At 75.0% G+C, this 26,609-nt stretch carries 25 protein-coding genes; 9 read left to right on the forward strand and 16 right to left on the reverse strand.

What is annotated here, in order from left to right:
• Positions 1-247: 247 nt before the first annotated feature.
• Entirely contained in the window at positions 248-991 is a 744-nt protein-coding gene (locus tag DT076_RS07625; RefSeq protein WP_114126078.1) for a helix-turn-helix domain-containing protein, read from the forward strand.
• Positions 992-1,087: 96 nt separating this feature from the next.
• Positions 1,088-1,636: an rRNA adenine N-6-methyltransferase family protein gene (locus DT076_RS07630; RefSeq protein ID WP_114126079.1), complete on the forward strand. Its 549-nt coding sequence runs from the start codon at positions 1,088-1,090 to the stop codon at positions 1,634-1,636.
• Positions 1,637-1,642: 6 nt separating this feature from the next.
• Here the strand turns inward: DT076_RS07630 and DT076_RS07635 are convergent, their stop codons facing one another.
• From DT076_RS07635 to DT076_RS07670, 8 genes are all read right to left on the reverse strand, one after another.
• Positions 1,643-1,963, reverse strand: coding sequence for a putative quinol monooxygenase (locus DT076_RS07635; RefSeq protein ID WP_114126080.1), 321 nt, complete (start codon positions 1,961-1,963; stop codon positions 1,643-1,645).
• Positions 1,964-2,038: 75 nt separating this feature from the next.
• Complete coding sequence (locus DT076_RS07640; protein ID WP_147264100.1) at positions 2,039-2,950, reverse strand: endonuclease/exonuclease/phosphatase family protein; 912 nt, start codon at positions 2,948-2,950, stop codon at positions 2,039-2,041.
• Positions 2,951-3,083: 133 nt separating this feature from the next.
• A complete protein-coding gene (locus DT076_RS07645) occupies positions 3,084-3,275 on the reverse strand; it encodes a hypothetical protein (RefSeq protein WP_114126288.1) in 192 nt (63 codons plus the stop codon).
• A gap of 53 nt (positions 3,276-3,328) precedes the next feature.
• Complete coding sequence (locus DT076_RS07650) at positions 3,329-4,042, reverse strand: L,D-transpeptidase family protein (protein WP_233493763.1); 714 nt, start codon at positions 4,040-4,042, stop codon at positions 3,329-3,331.
• Between the two features lie 213 nt (positions 4,043-4,255).
• Entirely contained in the window at positions 4,256-5,242 is a 987-nt protein-coding gene (locus DT076_RS07655) for an exonuclease/endonuclease/phosphatase family protein (protein ID WP_114126082.1), read from the reverse strand.
• 40 nt (positions 5,243-5,282) lie between these two features.
• Positions 5,283-7,832, reverse strand: coding sequence for a DEAD/DEAH box helicase (locus DT076_RS07660; RefSeq protein WP_267896811.1), 2,550 nt, complete (start codon positions 7,830-7,832; stop codon positions 5,283-5,285).
• A gap of 29 nt (positions 7,833-7,861) precedes the next feature.
• Positions 7,862-8,863 carry a CPBP family intramembrane glutamic endopeptidase gene (locus DT076_RS07665; RefSeq protein ID WP_114126083.1) on the reverse strand — a complete coding sequence of 334 codons (1,002 nt, stop codon included), beginning with the start codon at positions 8,861-8,863 and terminating at the stop codon, positions 7,862-7,864.
• A gap of 112 nt (positions 8,864-8,975) precedes the next feature.
• Positions 8,976-9,731, reverse strand: coding sequence for an alpha/beta fold hydrolase (locus DT076_RS07670; protein WP_199539037.1), 756 nt, complete (start codon positions 9,729-9,731; stop codon positions 8,976-8,978).
• 78 nt (positions 9,732-9,809) lie between these two features.
• On the opposite strand from DT076_RS07670, the gene DT076_RS07675 reads away from it, so the two are divergent.
• On the forward strand, positions 9,810-10,439 hold the full coding sequence (locus tag DT076_RS07675) for a TetR/AcrR family transcriptional regulator (RefSeq protein ID WP_114126084.1): 630 nt from the start codon (positions 9,810-9,812) through the stop codon (positions 10,437-10,439).
• A gap of 77 nt (positions 10,440-10,516) precedes the next feature.
• Here the strand turns inward: DT076_RS07675 and DT076_RS07680 are convergent, their stop codons facing one another.
• The 5 genes from DT076_RS07680 to DT076_RS07700 all read right to left on the reverse strand — a co-directional run bounded on the left by DT076_RS07680 (position 10,517) and on the right by DT076_RS07700 (position 16,223).
• Positions 10,517-11,626 (reverse strand): cysteine desulfurase family protein, encoded by a 1,110-nt coding sequence (locus DT076_RS07680; protein WP_114126085.1) that lies wholly within the window; start codon positions 11,624-11,626, stop codon positions 10,517-10,519.
• Positions 11,627-11,693: 67 nt separating this feature from the next.
• A complete protein-coding gene (nadC, locus tag DT076_RS07685) occupies positions 11,694-12,542 on the reverse strand; it encodes a carboxylating nicotinate-nucleotide diphosphorylase (RefSeq protein ID WP_114126086.1) in 849 nt (282 codons plus the stop codon).
• 108 nt (positions 12,543-12,650) lie between these two features.
• The gene (gene nadB, locus DT076_RS07690) at positions 12,651-14,159 is read right to left on the reverse strand and encodes an L-aspartate oxidase (protein WP_114126087.1); all 1,509 of its coding nucleotides are present in this window, start codon (positions 14,157-14,159) and stop codon (positions 12,651-12,653) included.
• A gap of 22 nt (positions 14,160-14,181) precedes the next feature.
• Positions 14,182-15,438 (reverse strand): quinolinate synthase NadA, encoded by a 1,257-nt coding sequence (nadA, locus tag DT076_RS07695; RefSeq protein WP_114126088.1) that lies wholly within the window; start codon positions 15,436-15,438, stop codon positions 14,182-14,184.
• On the reverse strand, positions 15,435-16,223 hold the full coding sequence (locus tag DT076_RS07700) for an NUDIX hydrolase (protein WP_199539038.1): 789 nt from the start codon (positions 16,221-16,223) through the stop codon (positions 15,435-15,437). The genes nadA and DT076_RS07700 overlap by 4 nt, the downstream gene beginning before the upstream one ends.
• A 112-nt stretch (positions 16,224-16,335) precedes the next feature.
• On the opposite strand from DT076_RS07700, the gene DT076_RS07705 reads away from it, so the two are divergent.
• Both DT076_RS07705 and DT076_RS07710 read left to right on the forward strand, forming a co-directional pair.
• Entirely contained in the window at positions 16,336-17,373 is a 1,038-nt protein-coding gene (locus DT076_RS07705; RefSeq protein WP_158548075.1) for a Y-family DNA polymerase, read from the forward strand.
• A gap of 105 nt (positions 17,374-17,478) precedes the next feature.
• Positions 17,479-18,813: a lytic transglycosylase domain-containing protein gene (locus DT076_RS07710; RefSeq protein WP_199539039.1), complete on the forward strand. Its 1,335-nt coding sequence runs from the start codon at positions 17,479-17,481 to the stop codon at positions 18,811-18,813.
• 106 nt (positions 18,814-18,919) lie between these two features.
• On the opposite strand, the gene DT076_RS07715 is transcribed toward DT076_RS07710, so the two are convergent.
• Positions 18,920-19,354, reverse strand: a complete 435-nt coding sequence (locus DT076_RS07715) for a PPOX class F420-dependent oxidoreductase (protein ID WP_114126091.1) — start codon at positions 19,352-19,354, stop codon at positions 18,920-18,922.
• Positions 19,355-19,468: 114 nt separating this feature from the next.
• Between DT076_RS07715 and DT076_RS07720 the strand changes: the two genes are divergently transcribed.
• From DT076_RS07720 to DT076_RS07735, 4 genes are all read left to right on the forward strand, one after another.
• The gene (locus DT076_RS07720) at positions 19,469-19,990 is read left to right on the forward strand and encodes a GNAT family N-acetyltransferase (RefSeq protein WP_199539040.1); all 522 of its coding nucleotides are present in this window, start codon (positions 19,469-19,471) and stop codon (positions 19,988-19,990) included.
• A 115-nt stretch (positions 19,991-20,105) separates the two neighbouring features.
• Positions 20,106-22,085, forward strand: a complete 1,980-nt coding sequence (locus DT076_RS07725; protein WP_114126092.1) for a choice-of-anchor I family protein — start codon at positions 20,106-20,108, stop codon at positions 22,083-22,085.
• Positions 22,086-22,164: 79 nt separating this feature from the next.
• Positions 22,165-23,532 (forward strand): hypothetical protein, encoded by a 1,368-nt coding sequence (locus tag DT076_RS07730; protein WP_114126093.1) that lies wholly within the window; start codon positions 22,165-22,167, stop codon positions 23,530-23,532.
• Between the two features lie 33 nt (positions 23,533-23,565).
• A complete protein-coding gene (locus tag DT076_RS07735) occupies positions 23,566-24,411 on the forward strand; it encodes an ATP-binding protein (protein ID WP_114126094.1) in 846 nt (281 codons plus the stop codon).
• 96 nt (positions 24,412-24,507) lie between these two features.
• On the opposite strand, the gene DT076_RS07740 is transcribed toward DT076_RS07735, so the two are convergent.
• Entirely contained in the window at positions 24,508-25,896 is a 1,389-nt protein-coding gene (locus DT076_RS07740) for a glucose-6-phosphate dehydrogenase (RefSeq protein WP_114126095.1), read from the reverse strand.
• The gene (locus tag DT076_RS07745; protein WP_114126096.1) at positions 25,896-26,471 is read right to left on the reverse strand and encodes a type 1 glutamine amidotransferase domain-containing protein; all 576 of its coding nucleotides are present in this window, start codon (positions 26,469-26,471) and stop codon (positions 25,896-25,898) included. Before DT076_RS07745 ends, DT076_RS07740 begins: the two co-directional genes overlap by 1 nt.
• Positions 26,472-26,609 lie beyond the last annotated feature (138 nt).

Raw genomic sequence — 26,609 nt, forward strand, 5'->3', positions numbered from 1 at the left:
GCACCTGGCGAGGAGCGATTCTGCTGGCTCACCGGGGTCTTGCGGCAAGACCCCTGCTCCGCTATACGTTGGGAACGGCGGGGGTTCCGGGGCTGGGTGCAGCGCTCCGACGTCACCGCCGCCCCCCGTCAGCCTCCGGCCGTGCCCGACGGGACCCCGTCGCCCCAGGCCGTCCCCGGTCGGGCTTGAGCCTGCCCCTGGGGCATGGTCTTCCATGGGTGCCCGACGACGGAGGCAGGAGGAGCCCATGGCGTGGAGCACGCGTGAGCTGGCCGAGCTCGCGGGCACGACCGTCAAGGCGGTCCGGCACTACCACGAGGTCGGTCTGCTGGAGGAGCCCGAGCGTGCCAGCAACGGCTACAAGCAGTACCGCATCCAGCACCTGGTCCGGCTGCTGCGGATCAAGCGGCTCGCCGAGCTCGGGCTGCCGCTGTCCCAGATCGCCGACCTGGGTGACGCCGAGCAGCGTCCGCAGGAGGCGCTGCAGGTGCTCGACGCCGAGCTCGCCGCCACCATCGAGCGCCTGCAGCGCGTCCGCGCCGAGCTGCGGGTCATCCTGCGGCACGGGACCCCGGTCGACCTGCCCGAGGGCTTCGGCACCGTCGGCGCCCACCTCACCGACGCCGACCGCGCACTGGTGCTCATCTACTCCCGCCTGTTCGACGAGGCCGGGATGGACACGGTGCGCGAGATGCTGCGCACCGCCGACCGGACGCCGGAGGACGAGGACTTCGAGGCGCTGCCGGCCGACGCCGATGAGGAGGCCCGGCGCGACCTCGCCGAGCGCTACACCCCGCAGATCCGGCACCTGCTCCGCGACAACCCGGCGGTGGCCACCTTGGGGGCCCAGCTGGTCGGAGGCCCGGGACCGGCGGGGCGCACCCTCGGCCGGGCGCTGAACGAGCTCTACAACCCCGCGCAGGTCGACGTCCTCCGGCGGGTGAACGCCCTGCTCGCCGAGGACGGCTCCGCTGCCGGGCAGGACGGCTGACGCGGGAGGCCGACCCGGGAGGGTGCGGAAAAGCGGGTGACCGCCAGCGCCGCGGGCCCTACCGTCGCGGCATGCCGATGTTCATGATGGTGCGCCGTGCCCGGCCGGCAGCGACCGGGACGCCCGTCCGGCTCCCGTCGGGCGTGGGGGTGGCACCCGCTCACCGCTGACTGGGCGGAGCGGGTGGTCGAGGCGACCCCGGTCCGACCGGGCGACCTCGTCCTCGACCTCGGGGCCGGCACCGGCGCGCTCACCGCGCCGCTGACCCGTCTCGGGGCGGAGGTGCTGGCCGTCGAGCTGCACCCGGGACGGGCGGCCCGGCTGGCCGAGCGGTTCGGCGGGGAGGTCCGCGTGCTGGCGGTCGACCTGCGCGAGCTGCGCTGGCCGCGGCGGCCGTTCCGGGTGGTCGCCAGCCCGCCGTACCAGCTCTCCACCGAGCTCGTCCGCGGGCTGCTCGGCACCGACCGGCTGCTCTCGGCCGACCTCGTGCTGCAGCGCGGGGCCGTGCGCCGGCTGTCCGACGGCGGTGTGCGGGCCCGGCACGCCCGGCGCTACCGGCTGAGCGAGGGCGGGCGGCTGCCCCGGTCGGCGTTCCGCCCGCCGCCGCAGGTGGACTCCTCGGTGCTGCGGGTCCGCCGTCGGTAGCCGGGGTCAGCCGACCTGCATCTCGCCCATCTCCTCCCAGCCGTCGGCCTCGATCTGACGGCTGATGATCCTCGGGGTGGACGCGAGCGCCTGCGGCAGCTCCCGCATCGCCTGCTGGAAGTGCTCGCTGCTGACGTGCGGCCCGGCGCCGTCGTCGGTGAAGGCCTCCACCAGGACGAACTCGTTCGGGTCCTCCACGCTGCGCGACCACTCGAACCACAGGTTGCCGGGCTCGGCGCGGGTGGCGCGGGTGAAGTCGTCGACCAGACCGAGCCACCGGTCCGACCACTCGGGCTTGGTCTGGAACTTGACCACGATGAAGTACATCCGGGGCTGTCCTCTCCATGACGTCGCTGACGCCGGCCATCGTGCTGAGCGCGGCGCGCCCCGTCAATCCGGCGGCTACAGCCGCAGCAGGGCCTGGACGGGGGCGTGGTCGCTGGGTCGGCGTCCGAGGAAGGCGGTGGTGTTGACCCCCGCCTGGAGCACCCGCACCGCGGGGCTGGTCAGCACCCAGTCGACTCGCGGGGCGTCGGGCTGCGGCTCGGCGTAGCCGTGCCGGGTACCCACCAGCGGGGTCACGCGCTGGCTGGCCGAGCTCCAGGAGTCGGTCAGGTGGGCGGTGCGGACGAGCTCCCAGGTGCTGTCGGCGTCCCCGGCCCCGGCGACGTCGCCGGTGACGACGGTCGGCAGCCCGCACTCGCGCAGACGACGCACCAGCATCGTGGTCGCCTGCCGGCGGGCCTCGGGCGCCGCCGGGTCGAGCCGGGTGTTGAGCAGGCAGAACGCGCGCTCGGTGGCCAGCTCGACGAACCGCGCGTGCAGCGCGACCCGCGGACGGTCGGCGTCCCAGCCCACCGAGCCGACCCGGTCGGGGCAGTCGGAGAGCCACCACTGCTCCCAGGCCTCCAGCCGGACCCGCAGCGGGTCGTAGAAGACCGGGCAGTGCTCGCCGTGCGAGCCTCCCTCGCTGCCGGCGCCGATCATCCGGTAGCGCTGGGGGAGCCCGTCCTCGATGGAGCGGAGCTGGTGGAACAGCGCACCCTGGGCCCCCAGCAGCGTGGGCTGCTCGAGCTCGAGCAGCCGGGACACCAGCGGCTCGCGCGTGGGCCAGTGGGCAGGGTCGGCCGGGTCGGTGCGGCCGGTGTCGAGCCCGATGTCGAAGCTCATGACGTGCAGCTCGCCACGACGCGCCTCACCGATCAGGGTGCGCACCTCCGAGCGCCGACGACCGCGCGGGGGCGGGCTGGGCGCCGCAGGAGCGCCGCTGCCGCCGCGCGTCCTCGGAGGATGGCGGTGGCTGGTGGCGCTCAAGCGGACTCCTCGGTGGGGGGTGGCCTCACCCCACCGGTTGCAGGTGTCCGCTCGGTGAACGACACCGCAGCCGCACGTGAATGCCGTTCCACGCCTGCGACCCGGAGGCCGCGGCCGGCGAGCCCGGGCTCGCTCAGGCCTCCGGGTCGGTGGACTCGTCGAGGATGTCGTCCAGCGCCTCACGCACGGCCTGGCGCGTGGCCAGCCGGACGGAGGCGGCCTGCTGGAGCTCGTTGGTGTCGGCCTCGTCCAGTCGGCGCCGTTCGGTGCGCTCGGCCTCCAGGGCTTGGTCTCGGGCGTAGCGGATGCGCTCCCAGATGTCCATGCCGGCCCGGTACCCGCCCGGTCGGTGCGTCACACCGGGCGGGGCGTGCGGGGTCAGCGGTGGACGACCACCCGGTCGCCGACCCGGATCTTGGCGAACAGCTGCTCGGTCCGCGACCAGTCGCGGGTGTTCACGCAGCCGTGGCTGCAGCCGTTGTAGCCGCGGGCCTTGAAGTCGTAGGAGTAGTGCACCGCCTGGCCGCCGCTGAAGTACATGCTGAACTTCATCGGGGTGTCGTAGAGGTAGCTCCAGTCGTTGCGCACCTTGCGGAAGACCGTGAACGTGCCCTCACGGGTGCGGTCGCTCGCGCAGCCGAAGCGGGCGTCGATGGTCATCTTCAGCGAGCCGTTCTCGTAGTAGCGCAGCTTGTCGTCCTTCTTGCTGGCGCACAGCACGCGGCCCTTGACCTTGCAGGCGGCCGGCACCGACGGACCCTTCGGCTTGGGCTTCGGGGCCGGGCGGGCGGGGCCCTGCTCGGAGCGCAGCTTCTGCCACTCCTTGGTGCCCACCGTGATCCGGCCGTCGGCCTGGTAGCCGGCCGCCTTCTGCCAGCGCTTCAGCCCGTCCTTGGTGGCGGAGTCGAACTTGCGGCCGGCGCTGCCGCCGGCGAGGTAGTCGGCGCGCTTGTTGCGGTCCAGAGCGACCCGGAGCTGGCTGACGTCCCCGCCCGACATGCCGTATTGCAGGTCGCGCCCGCGGGCCTGCGCCGAGGTGGCAGAGCTCAGCGAGATGCCGAGCACCAGCACCGTCGCGAGGAGGACCAGCACCGTGTTCCTGACCGACCTGAGCCCCATGGCCCCACGTCCCTTCGCTGTGGACGGGGAGCCGTCCAGAACCGCCTCGCCGAAGGTGGTCACACCCCGGACCAGGGGCGAGGCCGGGTCCGGTGCGCACAGTGAACCACTGCCGCGCACCGGAGCACCAGTCCCGCCCGGCAGGTCGGCCACCGCTCGGCCGGCGCCCGACCCGCCGGCGGGTCGTCAGGAGGTCCGGCCCGCCCCGGCGTGATCGATGACGAGGCCGGCGACGAGCGGGCGGTGGTCGGAGCGGAGCCCCGTCAGCACCCGGTGGTCGGTGAAGCGGACGACCCGGGCGGCCTTCGACCTGCGCACCCACAGCGCCAGGTCGTCGATGTAGGCGCCGGTCTTCGCCGGGCCCGAGGTGGCGGGCACGTCGAACCGGAAGTGGCTGTAGGTGGTGCGCAGGCCGGGGAGCTTCGCCGGGGCGTCGCGCTCCTCGAGCACGGCGAAGGGGAACCGGTGGTGGCCGACCCGGCGGTCGGCACGGGCGTCGACGTTCCAGTCGCCGGCGACCAGCACCTCCGCGCCCTCGCTCTTGGCCGCGGCGAGGGCCTTCACCCTGCGCATGTAGGTGAGGTTCCCCTCGATCCGCGCCTCGGCGCCCTTGCGCGGGCGGCCGTCCCGCTCGACGGTGGGGTCCATGTGGGTCTGGATCCACACGATGTCGCGTCCGCTGTCGCGGTGGGTGAGCTCCACCCAGGTGATCCACCGCTCGTCGATCTCGAAGTTCGGGGTGTGGGACCTGGAGCCGAAGCGGGCGCCCTGGGCGCGCAGACGGAACACCCGTCGGTCCCACAGGACGGCGTTGGAGCCCTTGAAGCGGGTCTCGCCGCCCCGGCTGACGGGTCGGTGCCACCGCCAGTTCGGGCGCGCCCTCACCCAGGCGGCGATGGCCTCGCGCTCGACGCCCATGCACTCGTTGACCCCGAGCAGGGCGACCCGGTCCGAGAGCACGTCGAGGTCGGCGCGGGTGGCGGTCGCGCTGCCGGTGTTGAGGTTGTAGGTGGCCACCCGGACCCTCGACCGGGCGGCGGCCGAGGCCGCGGTGGGGCTGAGCAGGGAGGTGCCGGCCAGGGCGAGGCCGGCGGCGCCGGTGCCGAGCAGGGTGCGGCGGGAGAGCCGGGCGGAGGTGGAGGAGCCGGGAGGGGTGGTGTCGTCGGTGTCCATGGGGCGCATGCTGGTCGGCGGAGGGGTCACCGGCGCGGGATCACCCCATCCGGCGCAGACCGCTCACCACCACCACGGCCGCGCCGGCGGCGTCGCTGGCGGCCAGGTCGACGTCGGCCTCGAGCGCCCAGTCGAGGTGGCCCTCGGGGTCGACCAGCACCTGACGCAGCCGCCAGCGTCCGGGCATCCGCTCGATCTGCAGGTGGCGGGGGCTGCGGGCGTCGGCGTCGGTCACGACCGTGTCGTGCTCGTCGTAGTAGTCGTCGAGGGCCTCGCCCCACGCCGCGGCGTCCATGGTGACCGGGGTGGGCGGGTCGGTGACCTCGGCGACCCGGCGCTCGACCGCGGCCAGCGCCTCGGCGTCGTCGCGGGCGACCAGCTCGACCCGGTGCCACATCGCGTTGCGCAGCAGCACCGTGAAGGCGCGCTCGTTGCCGGTGATCGGACGCGGCTGCTGCTCTCGTAGACCGGGGCGCACCTCGGTCTCCGCGGCGGGGTTGACCAGCTGCTCCCACTCGTCGAGCAGGCTGGAGTCGGTCTGACGGATCACCTCGCCCAGCCACTCCACCAGGTCCTCCAGCTCGGTGTCGCGGCGGTGCTCGGGCACGGTGTGGCGCAGCGTCCGCCAGGCGTCGGAGAGGTAGCGCAGCACGACGCCCTCGCTGCGCGACAGCCCGTACTCGCTGACCAGCTCCCCGAAGGTCATCCCGCGCTCGTACATCTCCCGGACCACCGACTTCGGGCTGAGCGCGTCCTCGGCGATCCAGGGGTGGGTCTGGCGGTAGGCGGTCAGCGTCACCTCCAGCAGGTCGGCCAGCGGCTGGGGCCAGGTGACCTGCTCGAGCAGCTCCATCCGCTCGTCGTACTCGATCCCGTCGGCCTTCATCGCTGCCACCGCCTCCCCGCGGGCGCGGTGCTGCTGTGCCTGCAGCACCGGGCGGGGGTCCTCCAGGATCGCCTCGAAGACCGAGACGACGTCGCGGGCGTAGCTGTCGGACTCCGGGTCGAGGGTGTCGAGGACGGCCAGCGCGAACGGTGCCAGCGGGTGGTTGACCGCGAAGTCGCGCTGCAGGTCGATCGTGAGGGCGTAGCGGCGGCCGTCCTCGCGGGCGTCGGCGAGCCGTTCGACCACCCCGGAGGTGATCAGCTCCCGGGCCAGCACCAGGGCGTGGCGGCGCAGCCGGCGACGCGCCGGGCCGTCGTGGTGGTTCTGCTCGATCAGCCGGGCGGCGTGGGCGACCGGGTTGCCGCGCCGGGCCAGCAGGTTGACCAGCACCGAGTGCGACATCCGCAGCCGGGGCTGCAGGGGCTCCGGTTCGGCGCCGATCAACCGGGTGAACGTGTCCTCGTTCCAGGACACGAACCCCTCCGGGGCCTTCTTGCGCTGCACCTTGCGCTGCTTCTTGACGTCGTCTCCCGCCTTGGCGACCGCGCGGGCGTTCTCGATCACGTGCTCCGGCGCCTGCACCACCACCCAGCCGCGGGTGTCGAACCCGGCCCGGCCGGCGCGTCCGGCGATCTGGTGGAACTCCCGCGCCTTGAGCAGCCGCATCTTCGTGCCGTCGAACTTGGTCAGCCCGGTGAACAGCACGGTGCGGATCGGCACGTTGATCCCCACGCCGAGGGTGTCGGTGCCGCAGATGATCTTGAGCAGCCCGTCCTGGGCCAGCTGCTCCACCAGCCGCCGGTACTTGGGCAGCATCCCGGCGTGGTGGACGCCGATGCCGTGGCGGACCAGCCGTGACAGCGTCCGGCCGAAGCCGGCGGAGAAGCGGAAGGCGCCGATCCGCTCGGCGATGGCGTCCCGCTCGGCCCGGGTGGTGACGTTGAGCCCGACCAGCGCCTGGGCGCGCTCCAGCGCCGCGGCCTGGGTGAAGTGGACGACGTAGACAGGGGCGCGGTCGGCCTCGACCAGGGCGGTGATCTCCTCGTGCAGCGGGATCTCCGACCAGGCGAACTCCAGCGGCACCGGGCGCTCGGTGCCGGTGATCACCGCAGTCTGGCGTCCAGTGCGGGTGGTGAGGTCGTCGGCGAAGAAGGTGACGTCGCCCAGGGTGGCCGACATCAGCACGAACTGGGCCTGCGGCAGCTCCAGCAGCGGCACCTGCCAGGCCCAGCCGCGGTCGGGCTCGGAGTAGAAGTGGAACTCGTCCATGATCACGCAGCCGACGTCGGCCTCCGCGCCCTCGCGCAGCGCGATGTTGGCCAGGATCTCCGCGGTGCAGCAGATGATCGGGGCGTCGGCGTTGACCGAGGCGTCGCCGGTGACCATGCCGACGTTCTCGGCGCCGAAGACGCCGACCAGGTCGAAGAACTTCTCGCTGACCAGGGCCTTGATCGGCGCGGTGTAGAAGCTGACCCGGTCCTCGGCCAGCGCGCTGAAGTGCGCGGCGAGGGCGACCATCGACTTTCCCGAGCCGGTCGGCGTCGCCATGATCACGTTCGCCCCGGAGGCGATCTCGATCAGCGCCTCCTCCTGGTGCGGGTAGAGCGGTCGCCCGGTGCCCTCGGCCCAGCCGGTGAAGGCGGTGTAGAGCGCGTCGGCGTCCGCCGGGTCGGGCAGGGCGGCGATCAGGGCGGGGGCGGGCACCCGGCCAGTCTCCCACCCGGGGCCAGCGCTCAGCCGACGGCGACGGCCTCCCCGGTGGGGAGGGCGGGACGGCGACGCTGCACTCCGGCTCGGTCGGCGGCGCGGGTGACCAGCCACAGCGAGGCCGTCGTGCCCGCCAGGGAGAGCGCCAGGCCGAGCGGACTGCCGCTGGTAGCCGCGGGGTCGGCCCAGCCGACGGCGGTCAGCACCGTGATCGTGACGTTGTTGACCACGTGCAACGCGATCGCGGCCTCCAGCCCGCCAGTGCGCCAGGCCACCCAGCCCGCCGCCAGACCTGCCACGGCGACGTCCAGCGCGCCCCACAGGTCGTAGCCGTGCCCGAGGGCGAAGACCGGTACCGGGAGCACGATCGCGAAGGCCGGGTGCCGCAGCCAGCTGCCGACCAGCTGCATCGCCAGACCGCGGAAGGCGTACTCCTCGCCGGCGCACTGCACCGGGACGAGCAGGACGGCACCGAGCAGGGTGAACCAGGCCCAGGGCTGCAGCACCGGAGCGGGCACCTCCCCGCCGAGGAGCGGGGTGAGCACCACGATGTCGACGGTGAGGACGACCAGCTGGACGCCGAGGACGAGGGCGAGCGAGTGGAGCAGCCAGCGCCAGCGCAGCCGTCCCGTCACCGAGGAGAGCAGCCCCGTCGGACGCGCCCCGAGCAGCCGCTGCGCGACCAGCGACGCGGGCAGCATCAGGGCGACGATCCCGAACCCGCCGATGAAGCCCACCGGGTCGGTGAAGTCGGTGCTGAGGATGCGGGCGACCAGGTCGAGGCCGAGCACCCGGCGGGTGGCGGCGTCGAACGCCAGCAGGACCAGGCAGGCCCCCAACCAGAGGGCGGCGGCGAGCAGCACCACCAGCAGCGTCCGCCACCGGTGGCCGGGTCGGGTGCGGGCGAGCAGGTGGTACGGCAGCGGCTCGGGCGCCCCCGGATGCGGGCCGCAGGTGACCGGACCGGAGTCGGTCGGTCCGGTCGTCGGTGGCGTCGGGGGTGCGGGGGTGGGCAGGTCGGCGCTCATGCCGGTCTCGCTAGGGAGCGGAGGCGCCCCGTCGCCGGGCTGCGGGGTGGTCGTCCACAGGCCTTCCGTCCGGCCCGGCTGACGACGCGGACGGTGGCCGCGCCCTCCGAGGTCAGGCCGTCGGGCCCCGCAGCCTGCTGATGAGGGCTGCGAGCTCGCCTGGCTCCTGCAGGTGCGCGAGATGCCCCTGTCCGGGCAGCAGGTGCACGGTCGCGCGGGGGGTGCGCCGCACGACGTCCTCGAACGAGGTGCCGTAGGGCGCCTCGCCGCGGTTGGCCCCGCCGAGGACCAGGTCGACCCGTGCTGCCTGCGTCGCGAGCTCCGCCGGCGCGGGCGCCTCGTTGATCGCCCGGGTCTCGAGGTAGAGCGGTGCGCCCAGGCGACGCATCCCGGCCCAGACGGCGTCCTGCGACCGCAGCCGGTCGACGGCGTCGGGAGGCATCCCGGTGACCTGCTGCAGCGCGACGGCGACGAGTGCGTCGAGGTCGTCGCCCTCGTGCGCCGCGCGCAGGTCCGCCAGGGCCTCCGCCCCGAAGGGCGCCATCACCGGTTCGTACGCGACCACGTGCGGGATCGCCACGTCGTTCGCGAGGTGCAGCGCGACCAGACCCCCGTAGCTCCAGCCGAACAGTGTCCGCACGTCGGAGAACGCACGCAGGACCGCTGCCGCGTCCTGCACCTCCGTCCCGATCCGGTAGCCGTCGGGCAGCGGGCCCGACGGGTGCCGTCCGCGACGGTTGACGACGGCGACCGTCGGCCACCCCTGGAGGTGCTCCGCGACCGCGGCCCAGGCCGCGGCGTCCGCCATGCCCCCCGGCACCAGGACGATCGCTGGGCCGTCGGCCTCGCCGTACACGTCGATCACCACCTCGGTGCCCTCGACGGGTGCATTCCGTATCAATAGCTCCACAACGCGATTATGGATCACTCGTCCTACAATCCCGGCATGGCACGACCCGTCGGTCGCCCCCGGTCCTTCGACCGCGGCGATGCGCTGCGCCGAGCGGCCCACCTCTTCTGGCAGCACGGCTTCTCGGGCACCTCGACGCGGATGCTGGCCTCGGCGCTCGGCATCTCGACCTCGAGCCTCTACTCCGCCTTCGGCACCAAGGGCGCCCTCTTCGACGAGGCCGTCCGGACCTACGCGCTGCGCTACAGCGCCATCTACGCCGCCGCGGTGGCGGAGCCGACGGTGCACGGCGTCATCGACCGGTTGCTCACCGACTCCGCGACGGAGTTCACCCGGACCGACGAGGGGCACCCGGGCTGCCTCACCAGCAGTGCTGTGATGGCGGACGCGCCGCCGACGCTCGACGTCCGCGGCTACGTCGCCGAGCTGCAGCGCTCCGACGGAGCGCGTCTGAGGGCCCGGCTCGAGCAGGCGGAGGCAACCGGCGACCTGCCGCCGGCGGTGGGGGCAGCAGCGCTCACCGAGCTCGTGCAGACGGTGTGGCAGGGCCTGTCGTGCCGCGCCGAGCTCGGCGCCACCCGGGACGAGCTGGTGGGCATGGCCAGGCTCGCCGCCGGACTCCTCGCTCCTGGGGCGCACGCGGTCGGGGCACCGGCCCCGCGGTGATCCGTGCCGGTGCGTCGGACCGGGCGGCACCAGCCCCCCGCGGCTCGACGCTCCGGGAGGTCGCGGCGGTCGGCGGCTCAGCGGGCGACGGCGGCCAGCTCCTCGGCGGCGCGGTCGAGCTGCTCGGTGGTGGTGGCGGCGCCGAAGGTGAAGCGGACGGCGGTCTGGGCGGTCTCGGCGTCCAGGCCCATGGCGGTGAGGACGTGCGAGGGCTCGCTGCTGCCGGCCGCGCAGGCCGAGCCGGAGGAGCAGATGACGCCGCGGGCCTCGAGGTCGACGAGCACCGACTCCCCGCTCACCCCCGGCAGCACGAACGACGCGTGCCCGGGCAGCCGATCGGTGCGGTGACCGGTCAGCCGGGCCCGCGGCACCTCGCGCAGCACCCGCTCGACGAAGGCGTCGCGGCGGGCGGCCAGCGCCGCCGTGCCGGTGGCCTGGGCCAGCTCGAGGGCCGTCGCCAGACCCACCGCACCGGCGACGTCGTCGGTGCCCGACCGCAGCCCGCGCTGCTGCCCGCCGCCGTGCACCAGCGGCTCGACCCGCTGCCGGCGGTGCAGCCACAGCACGCCGATCCCCTTCGGCGTGCCGAGCTTGTGCCCCGACAGGCTGAGCGCCCGGACGCCGAGCGCCGCCACGTCGACCGGCAGCACGCCCGCGGCCTGGACCGCGTCGGTGTGCACCGGGACGCCGTGCTCGGCGGCGACCGCGGCCAGCTCGGCCACCGGCTGCACCGTGCCCACCTCGTTGTTGGCCAGCTGGACGCTGACCAGGGTGGTGTCGGGCCGCAGCACCGCCCGCAGCGCCTCCGGCGTCACCCGGCCGTCGGCGTCCACCGGGATGTGCTCGACCTCGAACCCGAACCGGGACAGGAACGCCGCCGACTCCAGCACCGCCGGGTGCTCCACGGCCGAGACCAGCACATGACGACCCCGCGGGTCGGCCAGCGCGATGCCCTTGACGGCGAGGTTGTCGGCCTCGGTGCCGCCGGAGGTGAGCACCACCTCGCCGGGACGCCCGCCGAGCAGCCGGGCGATCCGGGCCCGGGCGTCCTCCAGGCCCACCCTCGCCGTCTCCCCGACCCCGTGGTGGCTGGCCGGGTTGCCGAAGTCGCGGGCCAGCCACGGCCACATCGCCTCCAGCACCTCGCGCCGCACCGGACTGGTGGCGGCCTCGTCCAGGTAGATCACCGGACTCCTCCGCGACGGGGGAGGGTTGTGCACCGAAGTCGGTGCAGAACCCTCCCTGCTGATCGGCTCACCGGCGCACCACCACGTCGAGCCCGAGGTCGAGGGCGCGCACGCTGTGCGTGAGGGCGCCGACGGAGATGACGTCGACCCCGGTGGCCGCGACGTCGGCGATGGTGTCGAGCGTGATGCCGCCGCTGGCCTCCACCAGGGCCCGTCCGCCGATCCGCCGCACGCCTTCGCGCAGGTCGTCGAGGGAGAAGTTGTCGAGCATGATCGTGTCGACCCCGGCCTCGAGCACGACGTCGAGCTGGTCGAGCCGGTCCACCTCCACCTCCAGGTGCACCGTGTGCGGCAGGGACGCCCGCGCCGCCCGCAGGGCCGAGCCGAGGTCGTCGACCACGGCCAGGTGGTTGTCCTTGGCCATCACGGCGTCCGACAGCGAGTACCGGTGGTTGTGCCCGCCGCCGGCGCGGACGGCGTGCCGCTCCAGCGCCCGCAGACCCGGCGTCGTCTTGCGGGTGTCGACCACCCGCGCCCCGGTCCCGGTCACCGCGGCGACGTAACGGGCGGTCTGGGTGGCGATCCCGGACATCCGCTGGGCGAAGTTCAGCGCGACCCGCTCCGCTCGCAGCAGCGACCGGGCCGGTCCGTCCACCCGGGCCAGCACCGCGCCCGCCTCGAACCGGTCGCCGTCGGCGGCGTGCACCTCGACGATGACGGACGGGTCGAGCCGGGTGAAGGTGGCCGCGAACACCTCACCGCCGGCGAGGACCCCCTCTTCCCGGGCGACCAGGTCGGCCACCGCGCGGGCCCCGGCCGGCACCAGCGTCTCGCTGGTGAGGTCGCCGAAGGGGGCGTCCTCCTCCAGGGCCAGGTCGACGAGCCGGGCGATGGTGCGGTGGTCGAGCGTGCTCATGGGGTCCTCTCGGGGTGGTGCGGGGTCGCCCTTCGACAGCCTCAGGGCGTTCGGGTCGGGTCAGGGCTCCGGGGTCGGGTCAGCGCGCCGGCCCGGTGAGGAGCGTGCTCACGGCTGGAGCGCCAGGGAGCGGTGCACGGCCTGGGTGTCGTCGCGGTCGGGGAAGTCGGTGCGGTGGTGGCTGCCGCGGGACTCGGTGCGGGCCAGCGCGGCGGCCACCAGGGCCCGGCCGACGAGCAGCAGGTTGGCGTCCTCGCTGCCCTTGACGTCGTCGACCTCCGGGGTGCGCCAGCGGCGCAGCTCGGCGGCGGCCTCGGTCAGCCCGGCGGCGTCCCGGGACAGCCCGGCGCAGCGCCACAGCAGCTGCTGCAGGTCGGCGCGGGTGAACGGCTCGGCCCCGTCCGCGTCGGCCAGGTCGACGGGCACCGGCTCGGCCCAGGTGGCGTCGAACGGCTCGACCGCCGGACGCTCCCGCAGCCCCCGGACCGCCCGCGCGCCGAACACCGCCCCGTCGAGCAGCGAGTTCGACGCCAGCCGGTTCGCGCCGTGCAACCCGGTGCAGGCGACCTCCCCGACGGCCAGCAGCCCCGGTACGGACGTCCGCCCCCAGCTGTCGGTGCGCACCCCGCCCATCGCGTAGTGCGCGGCCGGGGTGACCGCCACCGGGGTGCGACCCCAGTCCAGCCCGAGGTCGCGGCAGGCGGCGTCGATGGTGGGGAAGCGGCGGGCCAGGAACTCCGGCCCGAGCGCGGTGGCGTCCAGCACGACCGGACGTCCGGTGCGGGCCATGGTGGCGGCGATCCCGCGCGCCACCACGTCGCGCGGGGCGAGCTCGGCGGACGCGTGCAGGTCGGTCATGAACCGGTGCCCCGACGCGTCGCGCAACACCGCCCCCTCGCCACGGACGGCCTCGGAGACGAGGAAGCTGCCGGGCGCGTCGAGGGAGGTCGGGTGGAACTGGTACATCTCCAGGTCGGCCACCGCCGCTCCGGCGCGCAGCGCGATCGCCACCCCGTCGGCGGTCGCCACCGCCGGGTTGGTGGTGAACGGGTACAGCTGCCCGGCGCCGCCGGTGGCCAGCAGCACCGCGTCGGCCGCGACCTCCTCCCCGCCGAGCAGCCGGACGCCGACCGCCCGGCCGTCGCGGACCACCACGTCGACCACGGTGCTGCGCGGCCGGACCTCCACCGGGCTCGCCGTCAGCCGGTCCAGCAGCGCGGAGACGATCGCGTGCCCGGTGGCGTCCCCGCCGGCGTGCAGGATGCGGGCGGCCGAGTGGGCCGCCTCGAGCCCGTGCGCCAGCCCGTCGCCGTCGCGGTCGAAGGCGACACCGCGGGCCAGCATCGAGGCCAGCGCGTCCGGCCCGCCCGCGCACAGCACCCGCACCACCTCGGCGTCGCTCAGCCCCGCGCCGGCGGCCAGCGTGTCGGCGACGTGCGCCGCCACGCTGTCCTCGGGGGTGGAGACGACGGCGATGCCGCCCTGGGCGTAGCGGGTGTTGGACTGGTCGAGCTCGTCCTTGGCCAGCAGCGTGACCCGGTGCGTGGCGGCGGCGTCGAGCGCGGCCGTCAGCCCGGCGATCCCGCTGCCGACGACGAGCAGGTGCGGACGGGTCATCTCAGCTCCTCGGCAGGCCATCTCAGCTCTTCGGCAGCGCCGCGAGCATGCGCTCCAGCGCCACCCGGGCGTCGGCGGCCACGGCCGCGTCCACCACGATCTCGTTGCGGACCTCGCCCTCGACCAGCCCGTCCAGCACCCAGGCGAGGTAGCCGGGGTGGATCCGGTACATCGTCGAGCAGGGGCAGATCACCGGGTCGAGGCAGAAGATGGTGCGGTCGGGGTGCTCGGCGGCCAGCCGGTTGACGAGGTTGACCTCGGTGCCGATGGCGATGACGTCACCGGGCTGCGAGGCCGCCACGTACTTGCGGATGAAGTCGGTCGAGCCGGCGGCGTCGGCGGCGTCGACCACCGGCATCGGGCACTCGGGGTGGACGACCACCTTGACGGACGCGTGCTGGGCGCGGGCCTGCTCGATCTGGGCCACGGAGAACCGCCGGTGCACCGAGCAGAACCCGTGCCACAGGATCACCGAGGCCGAGCGCAGCGCCTCCTCGGTGTTGCCGCCGAGCGGACGCCGCGGGTCCCACATCGGCATCGCGTCCAGCCCGATGCCCATCGCCTTGGCGGTGTTGCGGCCCAGGTGCTGGTCGGGGAAGAAGAGCACCCGGCGTCCGCGCTGGAAGGCCCACTCCAGCACCGTGGCGGCGTTGGAGGAGGTGCAGACGATGCCGCCGTTGCGCCCGCAGAACGCCTTGAGCGCGGCGGAGGAGTTCATGTAGGTGACCGGCACCACCGACGCCCGGCCGTCCGGCTCGGTCTCGCCGAGGACGTCCAGCAGCTCCTCCCAGGCGGTCTCCACCGAGTCCTCGTCGGCCATGTCGGCCATCGAGCAGCCGGCGGCGAGGTTGGGCAGCACGACGTGCTGGTCGGGCCGGGACAGGATGTCGGCGGTCTCGGCCATGAAGTGCACCCCGCAGAAGACGATCGCCTCGGCGTCGGGACGGGTCAGCGCGGCGTTGGCGAGCTGGAACGAGTCGCCCACGAAGTCGGCGTGCTGGACCACCTCGTCGCGCTGGTAGAAGTGCCCGAGCACCACCAGCCGGTCGCCGAGGGTCTGCTTGGCGGCGCGGATCCGACGGTGCAGCTCGGCCTCGTCCATCTGCTGGTAGGCCTCGGGCAGCTGGCCGGGACGGACCACCGGGTCGGGCAGCACGTCGGCCTCCGACGCGCCGGGGCCGTAGCCGGGTGAGAGGTCGAACACCCAGGGTCCGGCCGCCAGGTCGGCGTCGCAGCTGGACTGCGGGGCGAGGGCGATGGACTGCTGGACGGAGGTCATGAGAGCCCCTTCGGCGGGTCGGTGTCGGCTGGGTGGGTGGGCTCGGTGACGGTCACGCGAGCCGGGTCGGAGGACGGGATCTCCACCGCGCGCCGGTACAGCGCGGGTGGGCGGTGGGCGGTGCCGGCCAGGCGGCGTCCGGTGGGCGCCACGGTCTTCGCGGCGAGCACCTGGCGGCGGAAGTTGGCGGGGTCGAGGGTGCGCTGGGTGACGGCCTCGTGCACCTCGCGCAGCGCGGCGAGGGTGAACTCCTCGGTGAGGAAGGCCAGCGCGATCGGGCTGTAGCCGATCTTGGCGCGCAGCCGGGCCAGCGCGTAGCGCAGCACCGTGTCGTGGTCGAAGGCCAGCGGGGCCGCCCCGCCCCAGGCGCCGACCTCGTCGGCCACCTGCCACTCGACGTTCTCGCCGACCACGCTGCGCTCGGCCTCGTCGGGCCGGATGATCGCCCAGTAGACGACCGAGACCACCCGGCCCTCGTCGGTGACGGCGCCGGAGCGGTCGACCGCGCCGAAGGCGTAGAGCTGCTCGAGGTAGTGCGGGGCCAGGCCGGTGGTGCGCTCCAGCGTCCTGCGGGCCGAGGTGGCGAGGTCGTCGCCGGGGTCGAGCGGCCCGCCCGGCAGGGCCCAGCGGCCGCGGAACGGCTCGCGGATCCGGCGCACCAGCGGCAGCCAGAGCGTCAGCCGGCCGGTGTCGGGGTGCGGGCGCAGCGCGAAGATCACCGTGGACACCGCCAGGGTGAGACCGCGCTGCTCGGTCATGCCGTCCGCCGCTCGAGTTGAGGTCATGATGACTTTAACTTGCGATGAACACTCTAGCGCGACTTCTGGTCATCCGCACCTTGAGTTCGCGAGCGCGTCGGTGTGGTCCTAATCGAACACCTGTGCGACGATGAGGCGCGTGTCCGGCCCACTGATCCACGCCGATGCGGATGCCTTCTTCGTCTCCGTCGCGCTGCGCGGCCGCCCCGACCTCGCCGGACGTCCGGTGGTGGTCGGCGACCCGGTGGTCGCCTGCGCCAGCTACCCCGCGCGGGCCGCCGGCGTTCGCTCGGGCACCGGGATCACCGAGGCGCTGCGCACCTGCCCGTCGCTGGTGGTGCTGCCGGTGCCGGGGGAGGAGGTCGAGCAGGTCAGCGACGAGCTGTTCCGGATCCTCGACCGCGCCGCTCCCGCTGTCGAACCGGGGTCGATGGAGGAGGCCTTCCTCGACACCAGCGCGCTGGGCTGGGCCGAGGTCGAGGAGCAGGCCCGGGCGCTGCGCCGGGAGGTGCGCGAGCGGCTCGGGATCACCGTCACCACCGGGATCGGCCGCACCAAGCTGTTCGCCAAGCTGGCCTCGCGGACGGCCAAACCCGACGGGCTGCGGGTGATCGGGCCGGAGGAGGAGCGCCGGCTGCGCACCACCCTGCCGCTGGCCGACGTGTGGGGGGTCGGGGCGCGGACGCTGGGACGGCTGCACGCCCTGGGCGTCAGCACGCTGGGGGAGCTGGCCGGCGTGCCGGTGCACCGGCTGCACGAGCTGTGCGGCACCACGATGGCCCGGCGGCTGCGGCAGGTCGTCGAGGGCTGCGACGACGCCGAGGTGCGTCCGGTGCGCTCGCGACAGACCCTGAGCGCGGGGACGGCCACGGTCGGCTGGGGGCGCGCCGACCGCAGCCCGGCCGAGCTCGCGGACGTGGTCTGCCGGCGGCTCGCGCACCGGGCCGGCGAGGCCGGTCTGGTGGCCGGCACCGTGACCGTCTCGCTGGCGCGTGAGGGCGTGCCGACCGAGCACCGCCGGGCCCGGCTGGACTCCGCCAGTGCCGAGGAGGACCTGCTGCGGCGCTGCGTCGCAGAGCTGCTGGCGGCCGGTGCGGTGCCGTTGGTGGACACGCTCACCGTCACGCTCTCCGACCTGTCGGCGACCGACCGGCCCCGTCAGGACCCGTTGTTCTGACCCGGGCGTGAACGGTGGCCGAACAGCGGCCGGCAGGGGGTTCAGCTCGCCGGCCGGCCGGGCTAGCGTGGGCGGCGGAGCACACGACGGCGGACAGGTCGGGATGTGACATCGGACGGGCACGGCGACGGGCCGCGCAGGGCCCTGCCCACGGAGCGGGAGCGCCCACGCCGCCGGTCCCGCACGGCCGCCGCGGTCGCGACCGCGGCGATGGTGTCGGTGCCCCTCGTCTCGGCCGTGCCGCTCACCCACCCGCTGAGCGCGGTGCCGGCGCCGCGGCCGCCCGTCGTGGAGCCCGAGGCCGGCCCGGTCGAGCGCCCGCAGCGCACGGTCGAGCGGGAGGACCGCGCCGGAGGCACACTGCCGGACCAGTCGGCCGTCGGCACACCGACGCCCTCGCCCGGGCCGTCCCCGGGTGGTGGGCCGTCCGACCCGGTGACGCTCGACCCGGACGTCCCGGCGAGCCCGGAGCGGGACCCGGCCACGCTGCCCGACCCGTCGAGCGAGGTGACCGACCTCGACCTGCCGGCGGCCGCCCTGCGCGCCTACCGGGGCGCGGCCGACGCGCTCGCCCGGACCGATCCCTCCTGCCGGCTCGACTGGGCGCTGCTGGCCGGCATCGGGCGGGTCGAGTCCGACCACGGACGCCACGGCGGCTCGGTGGTCGGCGTCGACGGCAGCACCTCGCCGCGGATCATCGGCGTCCCGCTGGACGGCTCGGGCGGGGTGGCGGCGATCCGCGACACCGACGGCGGACGCCTGGACGGCGACCCGGTCTGGGACCGGGCGGTCGGGCCGATGCAGTTCATCCCCTCCACCTGGGCCGGGGTGGCTGCCGACGGGGACGGTGACGGGGTGCGCGACCCGCACGACCTCGACGACGCGGCGCTGGCCGCGGCGCGGTACCTGTGCGCGGGCTCCGGCGATCTCGGCACCCGCACCGGGGCCGAGGCGGCGGTGCTCCGCTACAACCACTCCGCGGAGTACGTCACGCTGGTGCTCGGGATCGCCGAGGCCTACCGCGACGGACGGGTCGCGCTGCCGACGGTCCCGCCGCACCCCGACCCGTCCGAGCCGTCGCGACCCGGCCCGTCCGGCACGCCCGACCCGTCGGAGCCACCGGGTCCGAGCCCCTCCGGCTCCCCGTCGCCCAGCTCGTCGAGCAGCCCGACGCCGCCGAGCCCGTCGCCCTCGCCCAGCGCGACGCCCTCCGCATCGCCGAGCCCGAGCCCGTCCGGGTCGCCGAGCCCGAGCCCGTCCGGGTCGCCGAGCCCGAGCCCGTCCGGGTCGCCGAGCCCGAGCCCGAGCCCGTCCGGCTCGCCGAGCCCGAGCCCGTCCGGCTCGCCGAGCCCGAGCCCGTCCGGCTCGCCCAGCCCCAGCCCCTCCGGGACGGCGAGTCCGAGTCCGTCGGACGGCCCGAGCCCGAGTCCGAGCCGCTGACCGCGACCTGGCAGCGAGCTGCGGCACCGTACCGTCGGGGTCACCCAGCCGGAGCGCGCTGGGCTCGTCGAAGCGCCCCGCCGTCCTCCACCGGGCGAGAGCCGGGTCAGCCCCGCGTCATCCCGTAGACGTGCTCGCCGCGCACCGTCAGCACCTGGCGCCCCTCGGCGACCATGGCGCGGGCGTAGTCGTCCCAGTCGGGATGCTCCTGGCCGCTGACGTCGCGGTAGAGCTGCACCAGCTGGCGCACCCCCTCGTCGTCGGGGTGCTCAGCCAGCGGTCCCAGCTCCGCGGTGCCCTCCAGCACCGCGTACGACCAGAAGTCGTCGCTGCTGACGTGCAGCGACACCCGCGGGTCCCGGGCCGCGTTGCGGGTCTTGGCCCGGTCGGCGGTGACCGAGATGCGCGCGGTCGCGCTCCGGGCGTCGAAGGCGTGCAGCACGTTCGACAGCTGGGGCCGGCCGTTGCGGCGCAGCGTCACCAGCACGGACTTCGAGGACTGCTCGAAGAGGGACAGCAGGGCAGGATCGAGGTCGGTCACGTTCCGACAACATCGCCGGCGGCGCCGCTAGTCCCCTGCCCGGCAGGCCCGCGGAGGTCCTAGGGTCGTCCCAGGCGCCCCCCGCCGCCCGACCCCACCCGACGAGGCCGCACGATGACCCACCCCGAGCTGGTCCCCGACAGTCCCGCCGCCGAGGACGTCCTCGGCCGCCTGCACTCCGTGGCGGGCGACATCCGGCTGGTGCGCGCCCGGCGGGAGCACGTGCCGGCCATCGCGCGGCTGCTGGCCGACGACGAGATCGCCGTCGACCGCGAGGACGCCGACGACGAGGAGGCCTACCGGCAGGCCTTCGACGCCGTCGACGCCGACCCGCGCCAGCTCCAGGTGGCCGGCCTGGTGGGCGACGAGCCGGTGGTCACGCTGCAGATCGTCTTCATCCCCGGGCTGTCGCGGCGCGGCGCGCTGCGGGCGCAGCTGGAGGCGGTCCGGGTCGCCGAGCCGCTGCGCGGCACCGGCATCGGCACCGCGGTCTTCCAGTGGGCCATCGAGTACGCCCGCGAACGCGGCGCCACCCTGCTGCAGCTGAGCACCGACCGCCGCCGGGCCGAGGCGCACCACTTCTACGAACGGCTCGGCTTCGTCGACAGCCACCTCGGGTTCAAGCTCGAGCTCTGAGCCCGTGCGCCGCCGGGCGCTGGTCCGAGGCGCGAGATGTTCATCTCACCACCGCCGAGGGTTCACCAGCGGGCGGTGGGCTGTCGCCGCACACGTCGAGCGAGCGGAGACACCCATGCGCACCCGTCCTCGGGCCACCCGGATCGGCGCCCTGTCGGCCGCCGCGGTGCTGGCCGCCACCTGCTTCGCGACCCTGCCCGCGCGGGCCGACCTGGTCGCCGAGCCGATCAGCAGCAGCGCCGACGGCGCCGCCTTCGAGCTGACCCCGATCGGGCAGTACCAGACCGGCACCATCGACGAGGGCGCCTCGGAGATCGTGGCCCATCACCCGGCCACGCAGCGGATGCTCGTGGTCAACGCGGCCCAGGGCTCGGTCGACGTCCTCGACGTGTCCGACCCCACCACGCCGACGGAGGTGGGCGAGCTGGACGCCACCCCGGTCACCGCCGACGGCGCCTCGGCCAACTCGGTCGCGGTGCGCGCGGACGGCCTGGTCGCCGTGGCCGTCGAGGCCCCGGAGAAGACCGACACCGGCTGGGTCGTCTTCTTCGACGCCGCCGGCGACGGCGAGCCGCTCGGCGTGGTCGAGGCCGGCGCCCTGCCCGACATGGTGACGATCTCCCCCGACGGTGGCTACGCCCTGGTCGCCAACGAGGGCGAGCCGGCCGAGGACTACTCCGTCGACCCCGAGGGCACCATCAGCGTGGTCGCGCTGCCCGACGACCTGGAGGCCCCCGGCCAGGACGACGTCCGCACCGCCGACTTCGCCGACGTCCCGCTGCCCGACGGGCTGCACCTGGCCGGCCCCACCGCCGACGGCGCCGACCCGGTGCTCGCGCTGCTGGAGCCTGAGTACATCACCGTCGCCGGGGAGACGGCCTACGTCAGCCTGCAGGACAACAACGCGATCGCCGTGGTGGACGTGGAGCGCGCCGAGGTCACCGACGTCTGGGCCCTCGGTGTCCAGGACCGCCGCGAGGTGCCCGCCGACCTCTCCGACGAGGACGGCGAGGACGGCGAGGGCGCGATCGACATCGCCACCCACCCGGTCAGCTCGATGTTCCAGCCCGACGCGATCAGCTCCTACACCGTCGACGGCGAGACGTACCTGGTGACCGCCAACGAGGGGGACTCCCGCGACTGGGAGGGCTACTCCGAGGAGGCACGGGTCGCCGACCTCGGCGAGGACGGCCTGCCGCCGCTGTGCGAGGACGCCGAGGCGGCCGCGGTCGCCGACGAGATCGGCCGGCTCACCATCTCCACCGCCGCCGGGCTGAGCGAGGACGGCAGCTGCATCGCCGAGCCGACCGCTTTCGGCGGGCGCTCGTTCAGCATCCTCGACTCCGACGGCGACCGGGTCTTCGACTCCGCCGACGCCTTCGAGCAGATCACCGCCGCCGCCGTCCCGGACTTCTTCAACTCCAACCACTCCGAGTCGAACCTCGACGGCCGCTCCGACGACAAGGGCCCGGAGCCGGAGGCGATCACCATCGGTGAGCTGGACGGCCGCGTGTACGCCTTCGTCGGCTTCGAGCGGATCGGCGGGGTCGCCGTCTTCGACGTCACCGAGCCGACAGCGGCCGCCTTCGTCACCTACGTCAACAACCGCGACTTCTCGGTCTCGGTGGAGGACGACCCGGACGGCCTGGCGCAGGCCGGCGACCTCGGCCCGGAGAGCGTGGTGTTCATCGCGGCGGAGAGCTCGCCCACCGGTGAGCCGCTGCTGGCCGTCGGCAACGAGGTGTCCGGCACCACCACCCTGTACGCACTCGACCTGACCGAGCAGTCCTCGCCCGAGCCGACGCCGGAGCCCACCGCCACCCCGGAGCCCCTGCCGACCCCCGAGCCGACCCCCACCGGGCAGCCGACGCCCGAGCCGACCCCCGGCCAGCCGACGCCCACCGCCGAGCCGACGGGCTCGCCGTCCGCCGACCCGGTCGGTGCGGACGACGACGCCGACCAGGGCACGGGCAGCGGCACCGACGGCGACGACCTGGCCGACACCGGTCTGCCGGCCGGCACCCTGGCCGCCTTCGGGCTCGCGCTGATCGCGCTGGCCGGCTCGGCCGCCCTGCTGGGCCGGGTGCGCTCCTGAACGTCCGCCAGGGGCCGCCGTCCCGGGGGCGGCCCGGGCGAGCCCACCGGTGGCTAGCCTCAGCGCCGGGAGGTCCACGATGCGTCCACAGCTCTACGAAACCCGCGGTGACCGGCCGCCGCCCCTGCTGGTGGGGCACGACGACCGGCTGCGGGCCTGGCAGCACCGGCTGTCCGACCTGCGTGCGCGCGGGCGCGCCGGCGCCGACGACGTCGTCCTCACCGCCTCCCGGGGCGGCGGCAAGTCGGCGCTGCTGCACTGGATGGCCGAGCTCGCCCGCCAGCAGGACGTCAAGGTCATCCGCATCTCCGGTGAGCGGCTGACCGAGAGCCTGGCCGCGGCCTGCCAGGCGCTGGAGGAGGGGAAGCGGGGGCGACGCCGCTGGCGGCTCTCGGGCCAGGACCTCAGCGCCCGGCTCAACCTCGGGGTGTTCACCGCGTCGGCCGGGGTGCGGACCGAGCTGCGTGAGCAGGAGCTGACCCGCAGCCCGGTCCAGATGGCGGCGTCGCTCGACGCCCTGGCCGCCGGCCGCCGGCGTCGTGACCGCGGTGGGCTGGTCGTCCTCGTCGACGACCTGCACCGGGCCACGCCGGAGGAGCTGCGCTTCCTCGACGCCACCCTCAGCCAGCTCGACCGCGCCCACGGGCAGGCGCCGGTCACCCTGGTCGGGGCCGGGGACCCCTCGGTCTGGGACCGGCTGCGCGGGGACGCCGAGCGCGGGGTCGTCGACCCCGAGGGCGTCCTGCGCTTCGACCACCTCGCCCCGCAGCTCTCGCCGCAGGACGCCTACCACGCCGTGGCCTACCCCGCCCACCAGCTGGGCGTGCACTGGGAGCCGGAGGCGGTGCGGATGGTGCTGCAGGCCTCCGAGGGCCACCCGGCCGCGCTGCAGCGCTACGCGCGCGGGGTGTGGGAGCAGGGCCACGGTCTGGAACCGGTCACCGTGGAGCACGCCGCCCGCGGGATCGCCGCGGTGGTCGACGAGCACGCCGTGGAGACCTCGCGCCGGGTGGCCGGCCTGGACGACCGGCAGCTGGACTACCTGGCCGCCGTCTGCGCCCGGGGCGGCACGACCACCTCCGCCGACGTGCGCGCCACGCTGGGCAGCGCCGGTGACCCGGACGCCGTCCGCGACGCCCTGCTGGGTGCGGGCCACCTGCACCGCACCCGCAGCGGTGCGCTGACGCTGGCCAACCCCGCCGACCGCCGGTTCGTCCTCGAGCTGCACGCCCGGGCCGTCCGCGAGCGTCCACCGGAGGTGACGGCCGAACCGGCGGGGCAGCGGTCCGTGCTCGGGTCGGCGCTGCACTCGCTGCGCCGCATCACCTTCCCCGGCGCCGCCCGCCGTGAGCTCGACGGCTCCGGGACGACCACCGGCGACGGCACCCGCCGTGGCGCCCGGATCCGGTTGCCGCGCCGGCCGGGGGACAGGGGGGTCGACCGGTGAGGTGGGTCGAGGACGGCAGCAGGGAGGACGACGATGCGTGAGCCGCTGTACACCCCCGGGGCGGGACGGGTGCCGCCGGAGCTGGTCGGGCGCGACGCGGTGCTCGAGCGCTGGACCGGCACCCTCAGCACGGCCCGCGGTGCCGCGCACCTGCCCAAGGACGTCGTGCACACCGGCCCTCCCGGCGCGGGACGGACGGTGCTGCTCGGGCGGGCGCTCGAGCTCGCCGCCGGCGAGGGCTACCGGGTGCTGCGCGTCGACGGCCGCCCCGGGGCGTGGCTGCGGGACGCGCTGGCGCCGGAGCTGGCGACGCTCGGGCTGCGGCTGGACCTGCTCGACGCCGACGAGACGGCTGCCCTGGCCGAGCGGGTGGCCCGGCTGCCCGGCTTCCTGGCCGAGGTGCTCACCGACCTGGCCGGCGTCGACGGCGAGGGACGCGGGCTGGTGGTCGGGATCGACGACCTCCACCTCGTCGACCCCGAGGAGGCCGGCCGGCTCGGCGTCGCGGTCGAGCTGATGGAGACGCCGCCGGACGCCCCGGTGCTGCTGGTCGCCACCGGCGGCCCCGACACCTGGGAGCGGCTCCGCGGCGACGGCCTGCGGCCGGTGAACGACCACCCGGAGAAGTGGTTCGACCTGCGCCCCCTGCCGGCGCTGTCGGAGGAGGAGGCGTCCCGCGCGCTGCAGCGGCCCGCCGAGCGGGTGGGCGTGCGGTGGGAGCCCGAGGCGGTGGAGCTGGTCGTCGCCACCGCCGACGGCCACCCCGGACGCCTCCAGTCCGCCGCCGCCGCCGTCTGGGCCCTCGGCTCCGGCACCGACCCCGTCACCGCCGCCCACGCCCGCCAGGCCCTGCGCTCCGTCGAGCTCCCCGCACCCTGACCCGCCAGCGCCCTGAGGCTCACGCCCGTCGTGAGGTGTGCGGCGACCCGACCCCCGCGCAGGGCCTGTCGAAGGGCGACGACCCGGCGCCTGCGGTCAGGCCGGGCCGTCGGAGCCGGCGGCGTACTCCTCCAGGGGCACCTCGCCCGAGCGCCAGGCCTCCTGCACCGGGGCGAGGATCTCCCAGCACCGTTCGGCGGCGTCGCCGCGTACCGAGAGGCGGGCGTCGCCGCTGAAGACCGCGCGCAGCACCTCGCCGTACGGCTCCATCCGCGGCTCGCCCAGCCGGCCGACCAGCGGGGTCCGCTCGAGCTCGGACGGGTCGCCGCGTCCGCTGGTGGTCAGCTCCCAGCGCAGGTCGCCGGTGCGCAGGTCGACGACCAGCACCTCCGGACCGGGGTCACCGGTCAGCCCGGGCACCCGGTGGGCCGGTGGGCGCAGGGTCAGCCGCAGCTCGGACCGGTCCGCGCCGAGCGCCTTGCCGCTGCGCAGCCGGAACGGGACGCCGGCCCACCGCCCGGTCGCCACCTGCACCGTCAGCTCGGCCAGCGTCTCGGTCTCCAACGACGGGTCGACGTCGTCCTCGTCGACGTAGGACGGCAGGGACCGCCCGTCGACGGTGCCCTCGGTGTAGCGGGCCCGCCGGCTGCTGGCCACGGGGTCGCCGTCCCACACGGAGGTCGCCCGGAGCGCGGCCGCGATCTGGTCGCGCAGGTCGCGGGAGGTCATCGCGGCGGGCGGCTCCATCGCGACCACGGCCAGCACCTGCAGCAGGTGGCTCTGGACCATGTCGACCAGCGCGCCGGTCCCGTCGTAGAACCCGGCCCGTCCCTCCAGGCCCAGGGTCTCGTCCCAGACGATGCCGACCGACTCGACCTGGTCGCGGTGCCACAGCGGCGCCAGCGCCCGGCTGGCCAGCCGCAGCGACAGCAGCGTCCACGTCGACGGCAGCCCGAGGAAGTGGTCGACCCGGTGGATGTCCTCCTCGTCGACCAGCGCCCGCATCCGCTCGTTGAGCGCCGCCGCGCTCTCGTGGTCGGTGCCGAACGGCTTCTCCGCGACCAGTCGTAGCCCGTCGGGCAGGTCGAGCCCGGCCAGCACCTCGCAGCACTCGACGGTCACGCGCGGCGGCAGGGCGAAGTACAGCGCGGTGCGCCCCTCGGCGCCGTCGAGCAGCCGGCGCAGGTCGTCGGCGTCGGTGGCGTCGGTGGGCGCCCAGCGGACGTGCTCGAGCAGGTACCGCCCGGCCGGGGCGTCGCGGACGTCCTCGGGGACGCCGTCGGCGACCAGCCGGGTGAACTCGTCGTCGTCCCACGGACGGCGGCCGGCGCCGACCAGCGTCACCCGCAGCCCGGGTGAGTCGGCGAGCAGGCTCGCCAGCCCCGGGAGCAGCAGCCGGGTGAAGAGGTCACCGCCGGCGCCCAGGACGGCCAGCGTGACGGCGTCCTCCACCGGCCCGTCGGTCTCCTGCGGACCGTCCGCCATCAGGATCCCTGGGAGACGGAGCCGGCGTGCTGGGCGGCGCCGTGGTGCAGCGCCTCCAGCAGGGCGTTGTTGAAGTCCGGGATGTCGCCGGGGTTGCGGCTGGTGATGAGGTTGTCGCTGACCACCACCGCCTCGTCGACCCACTCACCGCCGGCGTTGCGGATGTCGGTGCGCAGGCTCGGCCAGGAGGTCAGCCGGCGACCCTTGAGGACGTCCGCCTCGACCAGCGTCCACGGGGCGTGGCAGATCGCGGCGACCGGCTTGCCCGACTCCACGAACTCGCGGGCGAAGGAGACGGCGTCGGTGTCCAGGCGCAGGGCGTCCGGGTTGGCCACCCCGCCGGGCAGCACGAGCGCGTCGTAGTCGGCCAGCTGCGCGTCGGCGACGATGACGTCCACCTCGCGGGTCTCGGTCTTGTCCAGGTGCTCGAAGAGCTGCACGCTCCCCGGCTCGGGACTGATCAGGACGGCCCGGTGCCCGGCGTCGGTGACCGCCTGCCACGGCTCGGTCAGCTCGGCTGCCTCGATGCCCTCGCTCGCGACGAGGAAGGCCACGGTCTTCTGCTCAGTGCTCATGCCCCCACTCTGCCCGGGCCCCGACGTGCCCAAACGGCCGCCCCGGCGACGGCGCGCATTGCGGTGGAACGTCCCGCTGCGTCATCGCAGCCGGACGTTCCACCAGACGCCCGGAGGGGTGTCAGGGCGGTGAACACT

It is taken from the genome of Desertihabitans brevis (genome assembly GCF_003327535.1).
GTDB lineage: Bacteria > Actinomycetota > Actinomycetes > Propionibacteriales > Propionibacteriaceae > Desertihabitans > Desertihabitans brevis.

What these genes read in the sequence shown, in the direction of transcription:
- DT076_RS07735 (WP_114126094.1), top strand. Translation starts at nt 23,566, where the DNA reads ATGCGTGAGCCGCTGTACACCCCCGGGGCGGGACGGGTGCCGCCGGAG.
- DT076_RS07645 (WP_114126288.1), bottom strand. Translation starts at nt 3,275, where the DNA reads ATGGACATCTGGGAGCGCATCCGCTACGCCCGAGACCAAGCCCTGGAG.
- DT076_RS07675 (WP_114126084.1), top strand. Translation starts at nt 9,810, where the DNA reads ATGGCACGACCCGTCGGTCGCCCCCGGTCCTTCGACCGCGGCGATGCG.
- nadB (WP_114126087.1), bottom strand. Translation starts at nt 14,159, where the DNA reads ATGACCCGTCCGCACCTGCTCGTCGTCGGCAGCGGGATCGCCGGGCTG.
- DT076_RS07720 (WP_199539040.1), top strand. Translation starts at nt 19,469, where the DNA reads ATGACCCACCCCGAGCTGGTCCCCGACAGTCCCGCCGCCGAGGACGTC.
- DT076_RS07655 (WP_114126082.1), bottom strand. Translation starts at nt 5,242, where the DNA reads ATGGACACCGACGACACCACCCCTCCCGGCTCCTCCACCTCCGCCCGG.
- DT076_RS07730 (WP_114126093.1), top strand. Translation starts at nt 22,165, where the DNA reads ATGCGTCCACAGCTCTACGAAACCCGCGGTGACCGGCCGCCGCCCCTG.
- DT076_RS07700 (WP_199539038.1), bottom strand. Translation starts at nt 16,223, where the DNA reads ATGACCTCAACTCGAGCGGCGGACGGCATGACCGAGCAGCGCGGTCTC.
- DT076_RS07625 (WP_114126078.1), top strand. Translation starts at nt 248, where the DNA reads ATGGCGTGGAGCACGCGTGAGCTGGCCGAGCTCGCGGGCACGACCGTC.
- DT076_RS07725 (WP_114126092.1), top strand. Translation starts at nt 20,106, where the DNA reads ATGCGCACCCGTCCTCGGGCCACCCGGATCGGCGCCCTGTCGGCCGCC.
- DT076_RS07635 (WP_114126080.1), bottom strand. Translation starts at nt 1,963, where the DNA reads ATGTACTTCATCGTGGTCAAGTTCCAGACCAAGCCCGAGTGGTCGGAC.
- nadC (WP_114126086.1), bottom strand. Translation starts at nt 12,542, where the DNA reads ATGAGCACGCTCGACCACCGCACCATCGCCCGGCTCGTCGACCTGGCC.
- DT076_RS07665 (WP_114126083.1), bottom strand. Translation starts at nt 8,863, where the DNA reads ATGAGCGCCGACCTGCCCACCCCCGCACCCCCGACGCCACCGACGACC.
- nadA (WP_114126088.1), bottom strand. Translation starts at nt 15,438, where the DNA reads ATGACCTCCGTCCAGCAGTCCATCGCCCTCGCCCCGCAGTCCAGCTGC.
- DT076_RS07745 (WP_114126096.1), bottom strand. Translation starts at nt 26,471, where the DNA reads ATGAGCACTGAGCAGAAGACCGTGGCCTTCCTCGTCGCGAGCGAGGGC.
- DT076_RS07740 (WP_114126095.1), bottom strand. Translation starts at nt 25,896, where the DNA reads ATGGCGGACGGTCCGCAGGAGACCGACGGGCCGGTGGAGGACGCCGTC.